The sequence below is a fragment of the Thiomonas delicata genome (assembly GCF_900088825.1).
GTDB classification, from domain to species: domain Bacteria; phylum Pseudomonadota; class Gammaproteobacteria; order Burkholderiales; family Burkholderiaceae_C; genus Thiomonas_A; species Thiomonas_A delicata.
In genome coordinates this window covers 28,823-45,689 of the sequence record NZ_LT592171.1, presented here as the reverse complement: position 1 = coordinate 45,689, position 16,867 = coordinate 28,823, and the positions used below count along the sequence as shown (strand labels likewise).

The window sequence follows — 16,867 nt, the reverse complement described above, 5'->3', positions numbered from 1 at the left end:
GCCCAAGCCCGTTTCGGCCGCGATGCCCGCGGTGGCCCCGCAAGCCTTGCCCGCCGCGAAAATCCCCGTCTCGGTGCTGGTGGTGATCCACACCCCGCAGCTCGACGTGCTGCTCATCGAGCGTGCCCTGCAGCCGGGGTTCTGGCAGAGCGTCACCGGCAGCCTGGACGCGCCGGACGAGCCGCTGGCGGCCACGGCCGCGCGCGAGGTGGCCGAGGAGACCGGCCTGCAAGTCGGTTCGGCCGCCATCCCGCAGGCCGCATTGCGCGACTGGCACCAGACCAATGTGTACGACATCTATCCGCTGTGGCGGCACCGCTACGCACCCGGCGTGTGGAAGAACACCGAGCATGTGTTCAGCCTGGAGGTTCCCGCGGGTACGCCGGTGCGGCTCGCGCCGCGCGAACATCGGGCCTCGGTCTGGCTGCCCTGGCGGGAGGCGGCGGCACGCTGCTTCTCGGCGTCCAACGCCGAGGCGATTCGCCAACTTCCCCGCCGCGTGCGGTGCGGAGCCTGACGATGCAGCAAGCCGCCAGCCCGGCGCCGGGTCGCTTGCGCGTGGCGTCGTACAACATCCACAAGGGCGTGGTGGGGCTCGGGCCGGCCAAGCGGCTGAGCATCCACGGCCTGCAGGAGGGCTTGCGCCATCTGCAGGCGGATCTGATCTTTCTCCAGGAGGTGCAGTTCACGCACCGCCACCACGCGCGCCGCTTCGCGCACTGGCCCGAGCTGCCGCAGCACGAGCTGCTCGGGCAGGCCTTGGGGCTGCATACCGCGTATCACACGAATGCCACGACGCGGCACGGCGAGCACGGCAATGCGCTGCTGTCGCGCTTTCCCATCCTGAGCGTGGCGCACCACGACGTGTCCGACCACCGCTTCGAGCAACGCGGCCTGCTGCATGTGCGGCTGGCGCTGCACCCGCCAGTCGAGTCGGCGGCGCAGGTTCCGGTCCTGCACTGCGTCGTCGTGCATTTCGGCCTGTTCGGCGCCGGACGCAAGCGCCAGATCGCACGGCTGGTGCATTACATCGCCGCCCACATCCCGACCGAGGACCCGATCATCGTGGCCGGGGATTTCAACGACTGGCGCGGCCAGCTCGGCGCCGAATTGGCCGCCGTGCATGTGGTGGACGTGTCGGCGCGCAGCGCCTCCCGGCCCGACGTGCAACTGCCGCGCTGGCATCACCGGGTGCGAACCTATCCCGCCAGGCTGCCGCTGATGCCGCTGGACCGCATCTACGCGCGCGGCTTTTCGGCGCGGCAGCTGGAACTGGGCTGGGGCGCGGACTGGGCTCGCCTGTCCGACCACGCGCCGCTGCTGGTCGAGCTCGATCCGGCAGAGGGTGTGCCGGCCGGAAGCACGGCTGCGGCGGCAGCGTCGATCCCGGCGTACGAATAAGCGTGAACAGGCCCTAGCTTCTCCCCCTGCGGGCCGGGCACAATGCTGCCGGCCGGCAGGCCTTCACCGCCGATGAGCAATTCCGTTTCGCATGGCAGAACCCGCTTTGCCCCGAAAACCGAACCGTTCGCGCCCGCGCCGCACGCAAGCCTGGTTGCGGGCGGCCTGGCATGCGGCGCGCTGGTCGCGCGGCGCGGCGCGCGTCAGCCTGGACGCCGCCGCCGATGACGAGGCCGCGCACGGCCCCACCTGGTCCGGCGGCAACCGCGTGGACCTCCTGCCCCTGGGCGAAACCCTGTTCCCCGCCCTGAAGGCGGCCTGGCAACAGGCGCGCAGCAGCATCTGGCTGGAAACCTACATCTTTCATCACGACCCGGTGGCCCTGGATCTGGCCACCACCCTGGCCGACGCGGCGCGGCGCGGCGTCCAGGTGCGCGTGATGGTCGACGGCCTGGGCTCGGCGCGCAGCATCCCCCAGCTGGCTTCCCTGTTCAGGGACAGCGGCGTGGAATTCATGGTCTACCGGCCCTGGCGCCGCTGGCTGGACCTCGTGCAGCGCGGGCATTGGCGCCGCCTGCACCGCAAGCTGTGCGTGGTGGACGCGCAGGTGGCCTTCATCGGCGGCATCAACCTGATCGACGACCGCTACGACATCCACCACGGCTGGAGCGACCAGCCGCGGTTGGACTACGCGGTGCGGGTGCAGGGCCTGGTCGCCCAGCAAGTGCTGTGGAGCATGCGCCGGCTGTGGTTGCGCACGGTGGCCACCGGAAGCCTGCAACGCCAGCTGCGCCGCATGCCCGGGCCCGACGTGCTGAGGTCCAGGGGGGAGCGCAGGCGTTATCTGGACGAGCTCCTCGCCTGGGGCGGCGAGGCGCCGCCACTGCGGGAAATCCGTGCGGCGGAGAACCGCTTGCGCGCCGACGCGATGACCGCGCGGCCGGGTGGTCCGGAAGGCCTGCCTAGCGTGCGCGCCGCGCTGGTGGTGCGCGACAACCTGCTGCAGCGTCGCACCATCGAGCACGGCTATATCCAGGCCATCGACCAGGCCCGCACGAGCGTGCTGCTGGTGTCGCCGTACTTCTACCCCGGCCAGGCGTTCCGCGAGAGCCTCAAGAACGCCGCCGGACGCGGGGTGCGCGTGACCCTGCTGCTTCAGGGCCGCGTCGACTACCGCGCCGCCGCCTGGGCCGCGCGGGCGCTGTACCGCGAACTGATCGCCGCCGGCGTGCGCATCTACGAATACCAGCGCGCCTATTTGCACGGCAAGGTGGCGGTGGTGGACGAGATCTGGGCCACGGTGGGCAGCTCGAACATCGATCCGCTATCGCTGCTGGTCAACCGCGAGGCCAATCTGCTGGTGCGCGACCCGCATTTCGCCCATGCGCTCGCCGAGCACGTACGGGGCGAACTCGTCCACGCCCTGCCCATCAACCACGCCAATCTGGACAAGCGCGTGGCTTGGTGGATACGCCCGCTGGTGGCGCTGGCCGCGCGCTTGTTCATCGCCATTGCCGGCGGGGCGCGCAACTATTGAGTGCCCGGCGCGGGCCTGAGCAGGCGGCGGTGTCTATATGCCGTCGGGTTCTAGGCGTATGCGAAAACTGTATTTCCCCAGCGGGGTCGGCCAGGCCCACAATGCCCGGCATGACATCCGATCCCAGCCCCCGCCATCTTTCCGCATCGCGGCCTTCGGCCGCCTGGGCCCGCATCCGGCGCGGCTGCTTCTTGGCCTGGGCGCTGGCCGCCTGGGCCTTGAGCCAGAGTGTTGGTGCGGCGCAGCCCGGCGTCCAGGGTGGCGCGTTCGGTCCCCTGCTCACGCCGGCGGCATTGCTGGCGCAATTACCCGGGGTGCGGGTGGTGGATCTGCGCGAGGCCGAAGGCGCCGACGCGTCCTACGCCGCGGGCCATATTCCCGGCGCCGTGTCGGCGCCCTATGCCGCATGGCGCGGGCCGGCCGACAATCCCGGCGAGCTGCTGCCCGTGGCCCGCTACGTCGCGCTGGTGCGCAGCCTGGGCGTGGATGCGCAGACTCCCGTGGTGCTGGTGGCCGATGGCGGCGACCCGAGCGATTTCGGCGCTCCGGCCCGGGTGTACTGGACGCTCAAGTGGCTGGGTGTGCAGCATCTGGCCATTCTCAACGGCGGCATGGCGGCGTGGACGCGCGCCGGCCTGCCGGTCACGCGGCAGGCCGCGCGGGCCAGGCCGAGCCGCTTCACCCCCCGGTTCGATGCGGCCATTCTCGCCACCCGGGCGGCGGTTTCCCGCGATGTGCAGGACCCGCGCGCCGCGCTGTTGCTCGATGCAAGGCCGCGCGCCTTCTATCTCGGCCGGGTCAAGGCGCCGGCCGCGGCCAAGCCCGGAACCCTGCCCGGCGCGCTGGACTTCGACAACGCCCGCTGGTTTCCGGGGGACTCGGGCGCCTTGCCGGATGCCGCCGTGCTGCAGCGCGTCGCCCAAGGCCTGCCGCCGATGGACCCGAAGCGCCCGGTGGTGTCGTTCTGCAATACCGGGCACTGGGCCGCGACCAACTGGTTCGTGCTGTCCGAGGTGCTGCACCGCCCGGATGTGAAGCTCTATCCCGGCTCGATGGTCGATTGGTCGCGCGCCGGCGAGCCCATGGCCCATGTTCCCGGCCGCTTCGAACAATTATGGACACAGCTCAAACAGGCCTGGCAAGGGCTTTGAACCCGCCGCCGGCCTGGCGTGCCGCCGGTGTTCCGGGACGCCAGGCGCTGCTGCTGGGCGCCGCGCTGGCCGGCTGGTTCGCCGTTACCTGGCTGGTGGGCTGGCGCCAGGGTTTGCTGTGGTGCATCGGCGTGGGCTATGGACTGGCGCTGTCGGCCGCGGCATTCGGCTTCACCACGGGCTGGCGGGTGTGGATCACGCAGCGCGATCCCAAGGGCTTGTGGGCGCAGTTCGTCGGTATCGCGGTGGCCATGCTCGTCAGCGTGCCGCTGCTCGCCGCGCATCCCGAATTGCAGGGCGCCGACGGTCCGCTGTCGGTCAGCCTTGTGGTCGGTGCCTTCGTGTTCGGCGCGGCCATGCAGGTGGCCGACGGCTGCGGCTCGGGCACGCTGTACAAGGCGGGGCTCGGCCATCCGGTGAGCCTCGCGGTGCTGCCGGCTTTCGTGTTCGGCAGCTTTCTCGGTGCGGCGCAACTGCCGGCCTGGCTCAGCCTCGGCGCCTTGCCGCCGGTGAATCTGGTGCACCGGCTCGGCGCCGACTGGACCCTGGCGACCCAGCTTGGCGGCCTCGCCTTGCTCGCCCTCGCGTTGTGGCGGTTCAGGGGAACGCGGCCCTCGCGCTGGCAGGGCAAGGCGGTGTGGGTCGCGGCGGTGGCGCTGGGCCTGCTCGCGGCCGCCAATCTGGTGGTGGCCGGTCAGCCCTGGGGCATCGTCTACGGCCTGGGCCTGTGGGGCGCCAAGGTGGTGCAGGCACTGGGCTTCGACCTGAGCCGCAACGCCTTCTGGGGCCTGCCTGCGCAGCAGGCGCAACTGCATGCCACGGTGCTGGCCGACAACACCAGCGTCACCGATCTGGGCCTGTTGTTCGGCGCACTTGTCGCGGCGAGCTGGAAAGGCAAGGCCTGCCCCGACGTGAAACTGCCGCCGCGCAGCTGGGCGGCGTCCATCGCCGCCGGGTTGTTGCTGGGCTACAGCTCGCGCCTGGCCTTCGGCTGCAATGTGGGCGCCTACTTCTCCGGCATCGCCACCGGCAGCTTGCACGGCTGGGTTTGGTTCGCCTGCGCATTCGCCGGAAGCCTGCTCGGTGTGCGCCTGCGCCGCCGGCTGGGCATGGCCGATTGAGCGGGGGAGGACGGCGCCATGCCAAGACCCCTCAAGCTCTCAAGAAAACGCCGGGCCGCCCCAAGTTTCGCTGACCCCCACGGAGGGCGGGCTGGGCGCGGCCCGGCCCTGGGGGCGCTCAGGAACTGGCCGGCGTGGGCGCTGTGGATCGTCCTGCTCGGGCTTGTCGCGCTCGACTGGAGCGCCAGCTCGCCGCACCGGCGTTTCGCCGAACCGCCGCCTTTGGCGCTGGGCAGCGGGCCGGCCGCGGACGCGGGGCATTGTTCGCTGGCACCGAAGCGCTGAGACCCGGGCGCCGCCGCAGGCGCTACAGTGCTGCTTCTCCCACTAGAAGCCCGCGATGCTCGCTTATCGACATGCTTTTCACGTCGGCAACCATGCCGACGTGCTCAAACACATCGTGCTGCTTGGCGTGCTCGAACGCATGGCCGCCAAGGACAAGGCCTATTGGTATATCGACACCCACGCCGGGGCCGGCAGCTACCAGCTGGGCGAGCGCATGGCGCAGCGCCTGGCCGAGTACGAAACCGGCATCGGCCGGCTCTGGGGCCGCAAGGATCTGCCTCCGGCCGTGGCCGCCTATGTGGAACAGATCCGCGCCTTCAATGCCGACGGCGCCCTGCGCACCTATCCCGGCTCGCCCGCGCTGGCCGGCGTGATGCTGCGGCCGCAGGACCGCATGCGCCTGTTCGAGCTGCACACCACCGACCATCGCCTGCTGGCCAATACCTGGGGGCAGCAGGCGCATGTGGAGGTGCGCCAGGCCGACGGTTTCGCTGGACTCAAGGCCATGCTGCCGCCCCCGTCGCGGCGCGGCGTGGTGCTGCTCGACCCGTCTTACGAGCTCAGCAGCGATTACGGCCAGCTGGTGGCGGCGCTGCGCGACGCCGTCACCCGTTTCGCGACCGGGGTCTACCTGGTGTGGTATCCCCAACTGCAGAGCCTGGAGTCCATCCGCCTGCCCAAGCGCCTGAAGGCCTTGTCCCCGGCGGGTTGGCTGCACGCGCAACTCACGGTGGCCGCCCCGCGCGACGACGGCTTCGGCCTGATGGGCAGCGGCATGTTCGTCATCAACCCGCCTTTCGGCCTGCAAGAGAATCTGAAGACGGCCTTGCCCTGGTTGGCGCGCACGCTGGGCCAGGATGGCGCGGGCAAGCACCTGCTCGAGGCGCATACGCCCTGAGCATCTGCACCGGGGCTCGCGCCGCAGGCCGCATGACTTCTCCCGCCGGGAGAAGGTAGAGTAGAGCGTTTCGACTTGCACTGGCCATGCGTTTGCCCTACCCACGCTCGTTTTCCAGCCTGCTGCTCGCCGGTTTCGCGTTGGTCACGCTGCCGCTGCTGACCGGGATGGGCTATACCGCCTATGTGCAGGAGCGGCTCGCGACGCAGACCCGCCAGGCGATTTCGCTCACGCTGCAGGTCACCCGCACGACGCGGCAGCTGGCCGAGGACATCTCAAGCCTGCAGCGTTCCGCGGGCCAGTTCTACGTCCTGCGCGATCCTCAGTTGAGAAACGGCATGCGCGACGCGCACGAGGCCATCGGGCGGGCCTTGCGGACCTTGCATGCCTTGCCCTATGGGCCGTCCAACACCGAGCGTCTGCGGCAGCTCGCGTTGCGGGAGGGCGTGCTGTATGCGCAGCTGAGCGATCCCGCCAACGTCGGCCTGCGCCGTTTCGACTCCTTCACCGAGGACTTCACGCGCCTGAGCCGCCTCGCCGACCAGCTCACCGTCGCCGGCAACGCCATGGTCGACGACCAGGTCGCCTCGCTCACCCGCCGTGCTCAGACGCTGCGCACCGTGCTGCTGCTCCAGGCCGCTGCCGCCGTGCTCCTGTCCGTGCTCATCGCCGGATTGTTTTCCTGGCTGCTCAACCGTCCGGTGCGGCAGATCGACCAGGCCATCCGCCGCCTCGGCGCGGGCGATCTGCAGCCCCAGCCGCCGGTGCGGGGGCCCATCGACCTGGTGTTCCTGGGCCAGCAGCTCGACTGGCTGCGCCAGCGCCTGCGCGAGCTGGACGAGCAGAAGCTGCGTTTCCTGCGCCACGTCTCGCACGAACTCAAGACCCCGCTGGCATCCTTGCGCGAAGGGGTGGAGCTGCTGGCCGACGGCGTGGGCGGCAGGCTCTCGGGCCAGCAGCGCGAGATCGCGCAGATCATGCGCGGCAATGCGCGCGACCTGCAGCAGCGCATCGAGAATCTCATCAACTACAGCCGCGCCCAGCGCCAACTCGATCCGCTGGTGTCCAGCGGGGTGGATCTGCCGGACTTGCTCGATGCCCTGGTGCGGCGCAATGAGCTGGCCCTGCGTGCCAAGCGTCTGCGGGTCGAGCGCAGCGGGCAGACGCCCCTGCTCAAGGCCGACGCTGGCAAGCTCGACACCCTGTTCGAGAACCTGTTGATCAACGCCATGCGTTTCAGTCCCGAGGGTGGAGTCATCCGCCTGGACCTGCGCGCCGGCCCGGACGCGGTGGATGTGACGGTCTGCGATCAGGGACCGGGTGTGGCCGAGCACGACCGCGCCCACCTGTTCAAGCCCTTCTTCCAGGGCAGCCGCCAGCCGCCTTCGGCCGCGCCAGGCAATGGCCTGGGATTGGCCATCGCGCAGGAATACGCGCAACTTCACGGCGGCGGGGTTCGCCTGTGCGACACGCCCGGCCAGGCCGGCGCCTGCTTTTGCGTGCATCTTCCGTTCGACATCAGCCTGCAGCCGGGCTCGACGACGGCCTCGACCTCGATGACCCACCAGCCCAGCGTCCAGGACGACGACCCGGGCTGGCAACAGACCCAACCTTGCCAGCATCCATGACACCTCATCCCGCCCCCTTGCGCCGGCCCACGGCATGCCTTTTGGCTTGCTCCTGCGCGTTGTTCCTGTTGTCGGGCTGCGCGGAATGGAGAGCGCATTCCGCCGCCGCCGCGCCGCATGCGCAGCCGCAGGCCGTCCAGCCGGCGGCGCAAGTCCAACCCGCCGCGCCGGTCTCGCCGCTGGGGACTCTGTTCAAGCCCGAACCGCTCAGCATGGCCTGGATCGGCGACACTTTGCGCCACGTCGCCGTCGAATCGCAGGCCGCGGCCAGCGCCGATCAGCAGCGCCTGCAGGCGCTGGGCGCGCAGCGCACCCCGGCGGACAAGCTCAAACTCGCCTATTTGCTCATCGCGCGCGCGTCGCCGACCCCCGACGAGGCGACGCAGGCACAAGATTTGCTGCGGGGACTGGACAGCCAGACCGAGGATCCGGCATCCAAGCAGTTCATCCGCGTGTTGCAGCGCCTGAGCCGCCAGACCCTCGAACTGGCGCAGTTGCGCGCAGAACTGGTTCGCAGCAACAAGCAAGTGGCCGATCTGCAGGACAAGATCGGGCAGATCAAAAACCTGGAGGTGGAATTGCAAGACCGCGCACAAAGCCGACCTGGGCAGGCCAAGCCCGGGCAGGCCAAATGAGACCGCTGCATCCCCGGCGCCGACTTCCGGCATTTCGCGCCGCAGGGCGGGCGGGCTTGCCAGCCGTACCTGCCGGCGCCCAGAGCTTGGGAGCATCGGGGTGCGGCTGCCAGCTCGGCGCATGGCCTTGCGGCACGGCGAGCCGCGGGGCGGGGGCGTGGCGATGAACACGGCGACCAGCGTGCTGGTGGTGGACGACGATGCCGATCTCCTGCGCCTGCTCGGCATGCGCTTGCAGTCGTCGGGTTACAGGCCGATCACGGTGGCCAGCGGCGAGGAGGCCTTGGCGCGGCTCGCCGTATCGCGCCCGCGCGCCGTGATCACCGATCTGCGCATGCAGGGTATGGACGGCATGGCCCTGTTCGAGCGCATCCACGCCGCCGACCCCTCGCTGCCGGTCATCATCCTCACCGCCCACGGCACCATTCCCGACGCCGTGGCCGCGGCGCAAAACGGGGTGTTCGGCTATCTCACCAAGCCCTTCGAGGCGCCGGAACTGCTCGCCCTGCTGGCGCGCGCGGTGGGGAGCGGAAGCCCCGAAACCGGCAAGCCAGCGCGCGTGCGGTTTCCCGACATCGTGACCGTCAGTCCCCTGATGAACGCCTTGCTCGACGAGGTGGCGCTGGTCGGCGCCAGCGAGGCCAGCGTGCTGATCCAGGGCGAATCCGGCACTGGCAAGGAGATGCTTGCGCGCGCCGTGCACCAGGCCAGCATGCGCAAGCGCGGGCCTTTCGTCGCCATCAACTGCGCGGCGATTCCCGAGGCGCTGCTGGAATCCGAGCTGTTCGGCCATGCCAAGGGCGCGTTCACCGGCGCGGAAACCAGCCGCAAGGGCCTGTTCCAGACGGCGCAGGGCGGCACGGTGTTTCTCGACGAAATCGGCGACATGCCGATCGCCCTGCAGGCCAAACTGCTGCGCGTGCTGCAGGAGCGCGAGGTACGCCCGGTCGGCGCCAGCCAGTCGGTCCCGGTCGACGTGCGCATCGTCTCGGCGACCCACCGCGATCTGGAGGCGGCGATCGCCGAGCAGCAGTTCCGCGAAGACCTGTACTACCGGCTCAATGTGGTGAACCTGCACATTCCGCCATTGCGCGAGCGGCGCGAGGACATCGGGCCGCTGGCCCAGCATTTCGTCGATCTGCTGGCGAAGAAGCATGGGCGGCGCATCATCGGCTTCGTTCCCGACGCGCTGGATCTGCTGATGCGCGCCGACTGGCCGGGCAACATCCGCCAACTCATGAATGTCGTCGAGCAATGCTGCGCCTTGTGCACCACGGTACGGATTCCGGCTGCGCTGGTGACGCGCGCCCTGCGCAACAAGCCGACGGAAATCCTGAGCTATGCCGAGGCCAAGGACCATTTCGAGCGCGATTATCTGGTCAACCTGATGAAGCTCACGGGCGGTCAGGTGACCGAGGCCGCGCGCCTGGCACAGCGCAACCGCACGGAGTTCTACCGCTTGCTGCAAAAGCACGCGCTGTCCCCCGCCTTGTTCAAATCGCTGGACTAGGCGGCCCATCCGCTGGGTTTCAGAACGCGTCGCTTTTCAGCGACAAAAAAACGGGAACAAAATCAAGGTGTTGAAAATAAGCCTCGTTAGATGTCGGGCTAAGGCGACATTTCGCGCATGACTTGCAGGCCCAATCCGGCCTGGCCCTGACAGGGCCTGCTTCGAAGAACGCAACGCATTGATTCAAAAAAGGAAAATGGCCTGGCACGGGATGTGCAAGTAGAAGGCATCGCGATGACGGATTCAAGTCCGTTTCGTTCACCCCTCAAAGCACGACAGGAGTTATCCATGAACCCTCGCATTCTGAACAAACCCTCGGTATCCGCTCTCGGCTTCGGTATGGCCCTCGTGCTGGCCGCCCTGGCCTCAGGCCAGGCCCGTGCCGCCGGCATGCCTGCCGAAGCCTCGGTTCAGGCCAACGCCCATGTCAGCGCGTCGCAAGGCGCGATGCCGGCAGCCGGTATGCAAGCAATGACTTATGACGCCGCCAAGAACGGCGCGTCCGCCCCGGCCGGGTCCCACGACAAGGCCGACAAGAAGAACGAAGGCGAAAAGAAGGAATAAATCAGGCCCTGCCTGACGACGGTTGTTGTCTCCTCCCCCCTTGGCCAAGCGCATGCTTGGCTTTTTTTTGCGCGTCGCTTGCGCACAAGTTCGCGGTTGGGGCGCTGCGGGCTTCATGCCGCGCCCGGGTGGTCGTGCCCTGTCCAGAGTTCGACGCGGTTGCGCCCGCGCTGCTTGGCCCGGTAGAGGGCCTGGTCGGCACGGGCCAGCAGGTCGTCGAGGCCGCATTCGGTCAAGTGTTCGCAGGGATGATGCGCGATGCCGATGCTGGTGGTGAGCTGCAGGCGCAGCGGGGCGTGCTCGGCCGTTGCGTTCTCCTGCACGGCCAGGCGCAGGCGCTGCGCGAAGTCATAGGCCGCGCCGTCGTCGCTGCGCGGCAGGACGATGGCGAACTCGTCGCCTCCGAGACGGCCGAGCAGGGCATCGTCGCGCGCAAGCTGCTGGCAGACCTGCGAGAAACTGCGCAGCGCACGGTCGCCGGTCGGATGCCCGTAGACGTCGTTGATCTGCTTGAAATGGTCGATGTCCAGCGCCAACACGGCCAGAGGCTTGCCCTGAATCTTGGCCTCCTGCAGCGCCGCCGCGGCACGGGCCAGGAAGCTGCGGCGGTTGGCCACGCCCGTGAGCGGGTCGGTGTAGGCCAGGGCACGCAGGGTGTGCTCGCGTTCCTTGGTCGGCGTGATGTCCTTGAAGGCGAACACCAGGGCTTCGTCACCGCGGTACTGCGTGTGGGTGACGGACAGCAGCAGCCAGACCGGGCTGCCGTCGTAGCGGAGGAACTGCGTCTCCAGTCCGCGCACCACGCCCTCGCGCAGCACTTGCTCCACCACCGAGCGCCGTTGCGCGGGCTCGACCCACAGGTCCCGCAAGAGTTTGCCGGAACGGCCGGTGTGATCGGCGCGGAACAGCTCGTCGGCGGCGCGATTGGCAAACAGCTGAACCGAGTCGTGCACGCGGGTGATGACCAGCGGCACCGGCGATTCCTCGACCAGGAAACGCAGGCCGCGCTCATCGCGCTCGAGCTGCTCCTGCAGGCGTTTGAGTTGGGTGATGTCCTGCAGGCTGGTGACGATGCCCAGAGGCTCCTGGCTGGCCGGGTCCGTGACCTGCGCCTTGTTGACGATCCACACCGTGGCCTCGCCGTCCGAGGACACTTGCCGGCACTCCTGCGACAGCGGGCGGCGCTCGACGTGCAGCTGCCGGTCCATCGAGGTCCAGGTATGCAGCAGACTGTCCTCGAACACCTCGGCGGGGCGGCGCCCGAGCAGGGCATCGCGGCTGCGTTCCATCAGCCGCGTGAAGGCCTGATTGACCAGCTCGAGCCGCCCGTTGGCCGCGCTGTACGCCGTGGGGTTGGGCAAGGCCCCCAGCAGCGAGTCCTGGAAGCGCAGCTGTTCCTGCAGCTTGCGCTGGCTCTTCACCATGGCCTTGGTACGCCGTTCCACGGCTCGCTCAAGCCCGGCATTCGCCTCGCGCAGCTGGCGCAGCGCGAGGCTGCGTTCCTGGGCCAGGCTGCTGGCCAGCAGCACCGTGCAGGCCAGGCTGATGCCCAGGAGTTGCAGCACGGAGGCGCGTTCGTCGATGGGAAGAACCATCATGGGACCCAGGCCCAGGGCAGCGCCCACCAGGGCCAGCGTGAACAGGACGGCCATGAACAGGCTGGCCAGGCGCATGGACAGCCGCATCGCCCCCCACAGCAGCGGCAGCAAGGCGAGCGAAGCCAGGCCCAGCGGCAGTGCTTGCCGCGCGGGCGGCGAAAAGGCCAGCACGACCACGCCGACCAACGCGATCAGCGGCAGGATGACGAATTCGGCGGTCGGGCGCGGCAGACGCTCGTGACGGCGCTCCCACCACAGCACCAGCATCGGCGCATACACGAGCACGCTGCAGGCATCTGAAATCAGCCATATCGGCCCCAGCATGCCGATGTCGTGAAGCCGCGGCGGCGCCGCGAGCAGGGAACTGATCACGCCGACGCTGGCGCTGATGGCGGGCCCCAGCAGACCGAGCGTGAGAATGAAAGCGAGCGTGTCGCCGGTGTCCTGCAGGCCGCGCCAGGGTTGACGTATGCGGCGCAGGACCCACCAGGCGAACGACACGCTCGCGGTGTTTCCCACGGCGATGAGCAGGGCTGTCTGCGCAGGCCAGCCGATGACCTCGGCGTTGGCGATATAGGCGCCCAGCAGGATGCCGGGCGCGGCCGTGAAACCCAGGACCCAGACGCCGAAGACGGCGATGGCGCTTGAAGGCCACAGGATGGCGTTCGACGGGTCGCTGCGCGTGGCGACCCAGGCCAGCAAGACATAGGTGGCGGCCAGCGCGGCGTTGAGCAGCGGCAGGCGCCAAAGTCGGCCCGCGGAGGCGCTGGGGCGGCTGGCCATGTCAGGCCCGCATCAGGCTGGCGAGGCTGGGGGGATGTCGGCGCGGCGGCATGTGCGCCATGGTCGGCCGCGCACAGCCCTTGGCGTTGCGATGGCCCAACGCAGGCCTGAATGGTGGTGCATATCCCCTGATGCTCACGTTTTTATCGTTGATTTGGCCGGATGCCGAAGCTTACTCAATAAGCCGCCTGAAAATCCAGATAACTCGATCAGTTGCCTCGGCCAGGACCCGCCGCGCGCAGGATCGCGCGGCTCAATGCAGCTTGATGCGTGGTTCGGCCGTGCGCGAGATCATGCGCGCGAGCGTGAGGAAGACGGTTTTCCAGAATCCGTGCAGGCTCAGCAGGTGCTTGCGGTAGAGCAGCCAGTAGATGAAGCGGGCGAAGTGTCCTTCGATGAACATGCTGCCCTTGGACAGGCCGCCCATCAGACTTCCCACGGTGCTGTATTCGCCGAGCGAGACCAGCGAGCCGAAGTCGCGGTACACGAAAGGACTCAGGGGTTTGCCGGCGAGTTGGCGGGCGATCTGTCGAACGAGAAAATTGGCCTGCTGGTGCGCGGCCTGCGCGCGCGGTGGCACGTTGCCGTCATGTCCCGCCCAGGGGCAGGCGGCGCAGTCGCCCAGAGCGAAGATGGCGTCGTCGCGCGTGGTCTGCAGCGTGGGCCGCACGACCAGCTGGTTGATGCGGTTGCTCTCCAGGCCGTCGAGGTCGCGCAGCACGTCGGGCGCTTTGACGCCGGCGGCCCACACCACCAGTTCGGCCGGCAGGAAGTCGCCGTCGGCCGTCTGGACCCCGCTGGACGTGACGGCGGTGACGCGCTTGCCGGTATGGATTTCGACCTTGAGCTTGGCCAGTTCGGCCGCCGCCGAGGCCGACAGGCGCGCCGACAGCGCCGGCAGGATGCGCGGCGCGGCTTCCACCAGGCTCAGGCGCACGTCGCGCTCGGGGTCGATGCGGTCCAGGCCATAGGCGGCCAGGGCGCGCGTGGCGTTGTGCAGTTCGGCGACCAGTTCCACGCCGGTGGCGCCGGCGCCGATGGCCACCACCTTGAGCTGCTCCGGGCGCAGCGGGGCGGCCTGGGTGTTGGCGGCGATGCAGGCGTTGACCAGGCGGCGGTGAAAGCGGCGCGCGTCGTCGACGGTGTCGAGGGCGATGGCGTGTTCGGCCGCGCCGGGGGTGCCGAAATCATTGTTCTGGCTGCCCAGGGCCAACACCAGGATGTCGTAGCCGAAACTGCGGCGTGGCACGATCTCGCGCCCGTCGTCGTCGCGCGTGGGCGCCACCAGAACCTGCTTGTTGGCCCGGTCCAGGCCGTCCATCGCGCCGAGCCGGTATTTGAAATGGTGCCAGGTGGATTGCGCCAGGTAGTTGAGTTCGTTGTCGTCGATGCCCAGCGTGCCGGCGGCGGCCTGGTGCAGCAGCGGCTTCCACAGATGGCTGCGGCCGCGCTCGATCAGGGTGATCTCGGCCTGCCCGCGCCGCCCCAGAGTGTCGCCCAGGCGCGTGGCCAGTTCCAGCCCGCCGGCGCCGCCGCCGACGATCACGATACGTGGCAGGTGCGGTATGTCGGCTTGAGTGTTCATGGTTTCGATATTCTTCTTGTGCGTGCAGGGTCCTCCTATTGTGCGCAATAAACATGCCACTGTGTGCGTGCACGCTGCGGGTCCGTGCCGCGGCCGGCGGGGCTGGCGCACAATCTCATGATTGGCAATGCCGCCATCCCACCATTTTCTGTCCGCCCATGTCCAGCACAGCACCCGATACTTCCGCAGTCACCTTCGCCGATCTGGGCCTTCCCGAGCCCATCCTCGCGGCCCTGAAGGACGTGGGCTATGAAACGCCGTCCCCGATCCAGGCGGCGACCATTCCGCCTTTGCTCGAAGGCCACGACCTGGTCGGCCAGGCGCAGACCGGCACCGGCAAAACGGCGGCCTTCGCCTTGCCCATCCTGGCGAAGATCGACGTGGCGCGCAAGGAGCCGCAAGCCCTTGTCCTGGCGCCCACGCGCGAGCTGGCCATCCAGGTGGCCGAGGCCTTCGCCCGCTACGCCACGCACCTGCCGGGCTTTCACGTGCTGCCCATCTACGGCGGGCAGAGCTACGTGCCGCAGCTCGCCTCGCTCAAGCGCGGCGCGCATGTGGTGGTGGGCACGCCGGGGCGCATCATCGACCACCTCGAACGCGGCACGCTCAAGCTCGGAAGCCTGGCGCACATGGTGCTGGACGAGGCCGACGAGATGCTGCGCATGGGCTTCATCGACGACGTCGAATCCATCCTGCAGAAGACGCCCGCGGGCCGCCAGGTCGCGCTGTTCTCGGCCACCATGCCGCAAGCCATCCGCCGCATCGCACAGAACCATCTGCGCCAGCCGGTGGAAATCACCATCAAGAGCAAGACCAGCACCGCCACCAATGTGCAGCAGCGCTACTGGATGGTCAGCGGCTTGCACAAGCTCGACGCGCTGACCCGCATCCTGGAGGTGGAAACCTTCGACGGCATGATCATCTTCGCCCGCACCAAGCTCGCCACCGAGGAGCTGGCGGAGAAGCTCGCGGCGCGCGGCTTCGCCACGGCCGCCCTCAACGGCGACATCCTGCAGGCCCAGCGCGAGCGCACCGTGCAGCGCCTCAAGGACGGCCAGCTCGACATCGTGGTGGCCACCGACGTGGCGGCGCGCGGGCTGGACGTGGAGCGCGTCAGCCACGTGGTGAACTACGACATCCCGACCGACACAGAGTCCTACGTGCACCGCATCGGGCGCACCGGCCGCGCCGGGCGCAGCGGCCATGCCATCTTGTTCGTGACCCCGCGCGAGCGGCACCTGCTGCGCGCCATCGAGCGCGCCACGCGCCAGCCCATCGAGGCCATGCAGCTGCCGACCACGGAAGACGTGAACGACAGGCGCATCGCCCGCTTCATGGAGCGCATCACCGAGTCGCGCGAGCGGGAGGGGCTCGAGCAGTTCCAGAACCTGATCGAGCGCTACGAGCAGGAGCACGACGTGCCGGCCATCGAGATCGCCGCCGCGCTGGCGCGCATGGTGCAAGGTGACAAGCCCCTGCTGCTGCGGCCCGGCGCCGAGACCACCGCCGCGCTGCGCAGCGAAAGCGCGCCCGGCCGTGGCCGCGAGCGCGAGGAGACCTTCGGCCCGCGCGCCAAGCCGGCCAAGGCGTTCGAGCGCGAGCCCTTCGTTCCGCGCGAACCCAAGCCCGCCCGCGCCAAGCCGCGCGGCCTGACCGAGCTGGCCGACGCCGCCATCGGCGAGCTCGAAGCCCGCGTGCAGACCTCGCGGCTCGAAAAGACCCGCCCCGCGCTCGAGTCCGAGCAACCCGGCCCTGGCGCCGCCGCGCCGCGCCGCAAGAAACCTGCGGCGGGCGAGATGGCCTTCGAGACCTACCGCGTCGAAGTCGGCCGCGACCAGGGGGTGGAGGTGCGCAATCTGGTCGGCGCCATCGCCAACGAAGCCGGGCTGGACAACCACCATATCGGCAGCATCGACATCCGCGGCGACCACAGCTTCGTCGACCTCCCGGCCGGCATGCCCAAGGACGTGTTCCGCACCCTGCAAAAGGTGTGGGTGCTGGGCCACCAGCTCAAGCTCAGCCTGGTGGGCGAGGGCGGGGCGCCCAGGCCGGCCACCCATGCCAGGCCCAGGCCCGGCGACACGCATCGGCCGACCTTGCGCGCCCCGGTGCGCGCTTCGGAGCGCAAGGCCGCGGCGCCCAAGCGCAAGCCCGTCAAGCGCTAGGGCCGG

Annotated in this window: 13 protein-coding genes; 11 read left to right on the top strand and 2 right to left on the bottom strand. The window is 69.2% G+C overall.

The window, feature by feature from the left end:
* Positions 1 to 22 precede the first annotated feature (22 nt).
* The 10 genes from nudB (at position 23) to THIARS_RS09755 (ending at position 10,730) form a co-directional block, all read left to right on the top strand.
* Positions 23 to 517, top strand: coding sequence for a dihydroneopterin triphosphate diphosphatase (gene nudB, locus THIARS_RS09805; protein ID WP_094162052.1), 495 nt, complete (start codon positions 23 to 25; stop codon positions 515 to 517).
* 2 nt (positions 518 to 519) lie between these two features.
* Entirely contained in the window at positions 520 to 1,401 is an 882-nt protein-coding gene (locus THIARS_RS09800) for an endonuclease/exonuclease/phosphatase family protein (protein ID WP_094160781.1), read from the top strand.
* A gap of 91 nt (positions 1,402 to 1,492) precedes the next feature.
* Entirely contained in the window at positions 1,493 to 2,938 is a 1,446-nt protein-coding gene (gene clsB / locus THIARS_RS09795; protein WP_094160780.1) for a cardiolipin synthase ClsB, read from the top strand.
* 110 nt (positions 2,939 to 3,048) lie between these two features.
* Positions 3,049 to 4,089, top strand: a complete 1,041-nt coding sequence (locus tag THIARS_RS09790) for a sulfurtransferase (RefSeq protein WP_245845872.1) — start codon at positions 3,049 to 3,051, stop codon at positions 4,087 to 4,089.
* Entirely contained in the window at positions 4,086 to 5,210 is a 1,125-nt protein-coding gene (locus tag THIARS_RS09785) for a YeeE/YedE family protein (protein WP_245845869.1), read from the top strand. Before THIARS_RS09790 ends, THIARS_RS09785 begins: the two co-directional genes overlap by 4 nt.
* A gap of 340 nt (positions 5,211 to 5,550) precedes the next feature.
* Complete coding sequence (locus THIARS_RS09775; RefSeq protein ID WP_094160776.1) at positions 5,551 to 6,393, top strand: 23S rRNA (adenine(2030)-N(6))-methyltransferase RlmJ; 843 nt, start codon at positions 5,551 to 5,553, stop codon at positions 6,391 to 6,393.
* Positions 6,394 to 6,479: 86 nt separating this feature from the next.
* A complete protein-coding gene (locus THIARS_RS09770) occupies positions 6,480 to 8,021 on the top strand; it encodes a sensor histidine kinase (protein ID WP_094160775.1) in 1,542 nt (513 codons plus the stop codon).
* Positions 8,018 to 8,656, top strand: a complete 639-nt coding sequence (locus THIARS_RS09765) for a hypothetical protein (RefSeq protein WP_141202383.1) — start codon at positions 8,018 to 8,020, stop codon at positions 8,654 to 8,656. The genes THIARS_RS09770 and THIARS_RS09765 overlap by 4 nt, the downstream gene beginning before the upstream one ends.
* A 163-nt stretch (positions 8,657 to 8,819) precedes the next feature.
* Positions 8,820 to 10,166, top strand: coding sequence for a sigma 54-interacting transcriptional regulator (locus THIARS_RS09760; protein WP_094162051.1), 1,347 nt, complete (start codon positions 8,820 to 8,822; stop codon positions 10,164 to 10,166).
* Positions 10,167 to 10,454: 288 nt separating this feature from the next.
* A complete protein-coding gene (locus THIARS_RS09755) occupies positions 10,455 to 10,730 on the top strand; it encodes a hypothetical protein (protein WP_141202382.1) in 276 nt (91 codons plus the stop codon).
* 113 nt (positions 10,731 to 10,843) lie between these two features.
* On the opposite strand, the gene THIARS_RS09750 is transcribed toward THIARS_RS09755, so the two are convergent.
* The gene (locus THIARS_RS09750) at positions 10,844 to 13,111 is read right to left on the bottom strand and encodes a sensor domain-containing diguanylate cyclase (RefSeq protein WP_094160772.1); all 2,268 of its coding nucleotides are present in this window, start codon (positions 13,109 to 13,111) and stop codon (positions 10,844 to 10,846) included.
* Between the two features lie 253 nt (positions 13,112 to 13,364).
* The gene (locus tag THIARS_RS09745) at positions 13,365 to 14,696 is read right to left on the bottom strand and encodes an NAD(P)/FAD-dependent oxidoreductase (protein ID WP_094160771.1); all 1,332 of its coding nucleotides are present in this window, start codon (positions 14,694 to 14,696) and stop codon (positions 13,365 to 13,367) included.
* A gap of 158 nt (positions 14,697 to 14,854) precedes the next feature.
* Here THIARS_RS09745 and THIARS_RS09740 point away from each other — a divergent pair, with 158 nt between their 5' ends.
* Complete coding sequence (locus tag THIARS_RS09740) at positions 14,855 to 16,861, top strand: DEAD/DEAH box helicase (RefSeq protein WP_094160770.1); 2,007 nt, start codon at positions 14,855 to 14,857, stop codon at positions 16,859 to 16,861.
* The last annotated feature ends 6 nt before the right edge of the window (positions 16,862 to 16,867 follow it).

Coding starts and splice junctions, on each gene's coding strand:
- nudB (WP_094162052.1), top strand. CDS start 23: ATGCCCGCGGTGGCCCCGCAAGCCTTGCCCGCCGCGAAAATCCCCGTC.
- THIARS_RS09800 (WP_094160781.1), top strand. CDS start 520: ATGCAGCAAGCCGCCAGCCCGGCGCCGGGTCGCTTGCGCGTGGCGTCG.
- clsB (WP_094160780.1), top strand. CDS start 1,493: ATGGCAGAACCCGCTTTGCCCCGAAAACCGAACCGTTCGCGCCCGCGC.
- THIARS_RS09790 (WP_245845872.1), top strand. CDS start 3,049: ATGACATCCGATCCCAGCCCCCGCCATCTTTCCGCATCGCGGCCTTCG.
- THIARS_RS09775 (WP_094160776.1), top strand. CDS start 5,551: ATGCTCGCTTATCGACATGCTTTTCACGTCGGCAACCATGCCGACGTG.
- THIARS_RS09770 (WP_094160775.1), top strand. CDS start 6,480: ATGCGTTTGCCCTACCCACGCTCGTTTTCCAGCCTGCTGCTCGCCGGT.
- THIARS_RS09765 (WP_141202383.1), top strand. CDS start 8,018: ATGACACCTCATCCCGCCCCCTTGCGCCGGCCCACGGCATGCCTTTTG.
- THIARS_RS09760 (WP_094162051.1), top strand. CDS start 8,820: ATGAACACGGCGACCAGCGTGCTGGTGGTGGACGACGATGCCGATCTC.
- THIARS_RS09755 (WP_141202382.1), top strand. CDS start 10,455: ATGAACCCTCGCATTCTGAACAAACCCTCGGTATCCGCTCTCGGCTTC.
- THIARS_RS09750 (WP_094160772.1), bottom strand. CDS start 13,111: ATGGCCAGCCGCCCCAGCGCCTCCGCGGGCCGACTTTGGCGCCTGCCG.
- THIARS_RS09745 (WP_094160771.1), bottom strand. CDS start 14,696: ATGAACACTCAAGCCGACATACCGCACCTGCCACGTATCGTGATCGTC.
- THIARS_RS09740 (WP_094160770.1), top strand. CDS start 14,855: ATGTCCAGCACAGCACCCGATACTTCCGCAGTCACCTTCGCCGATCTG.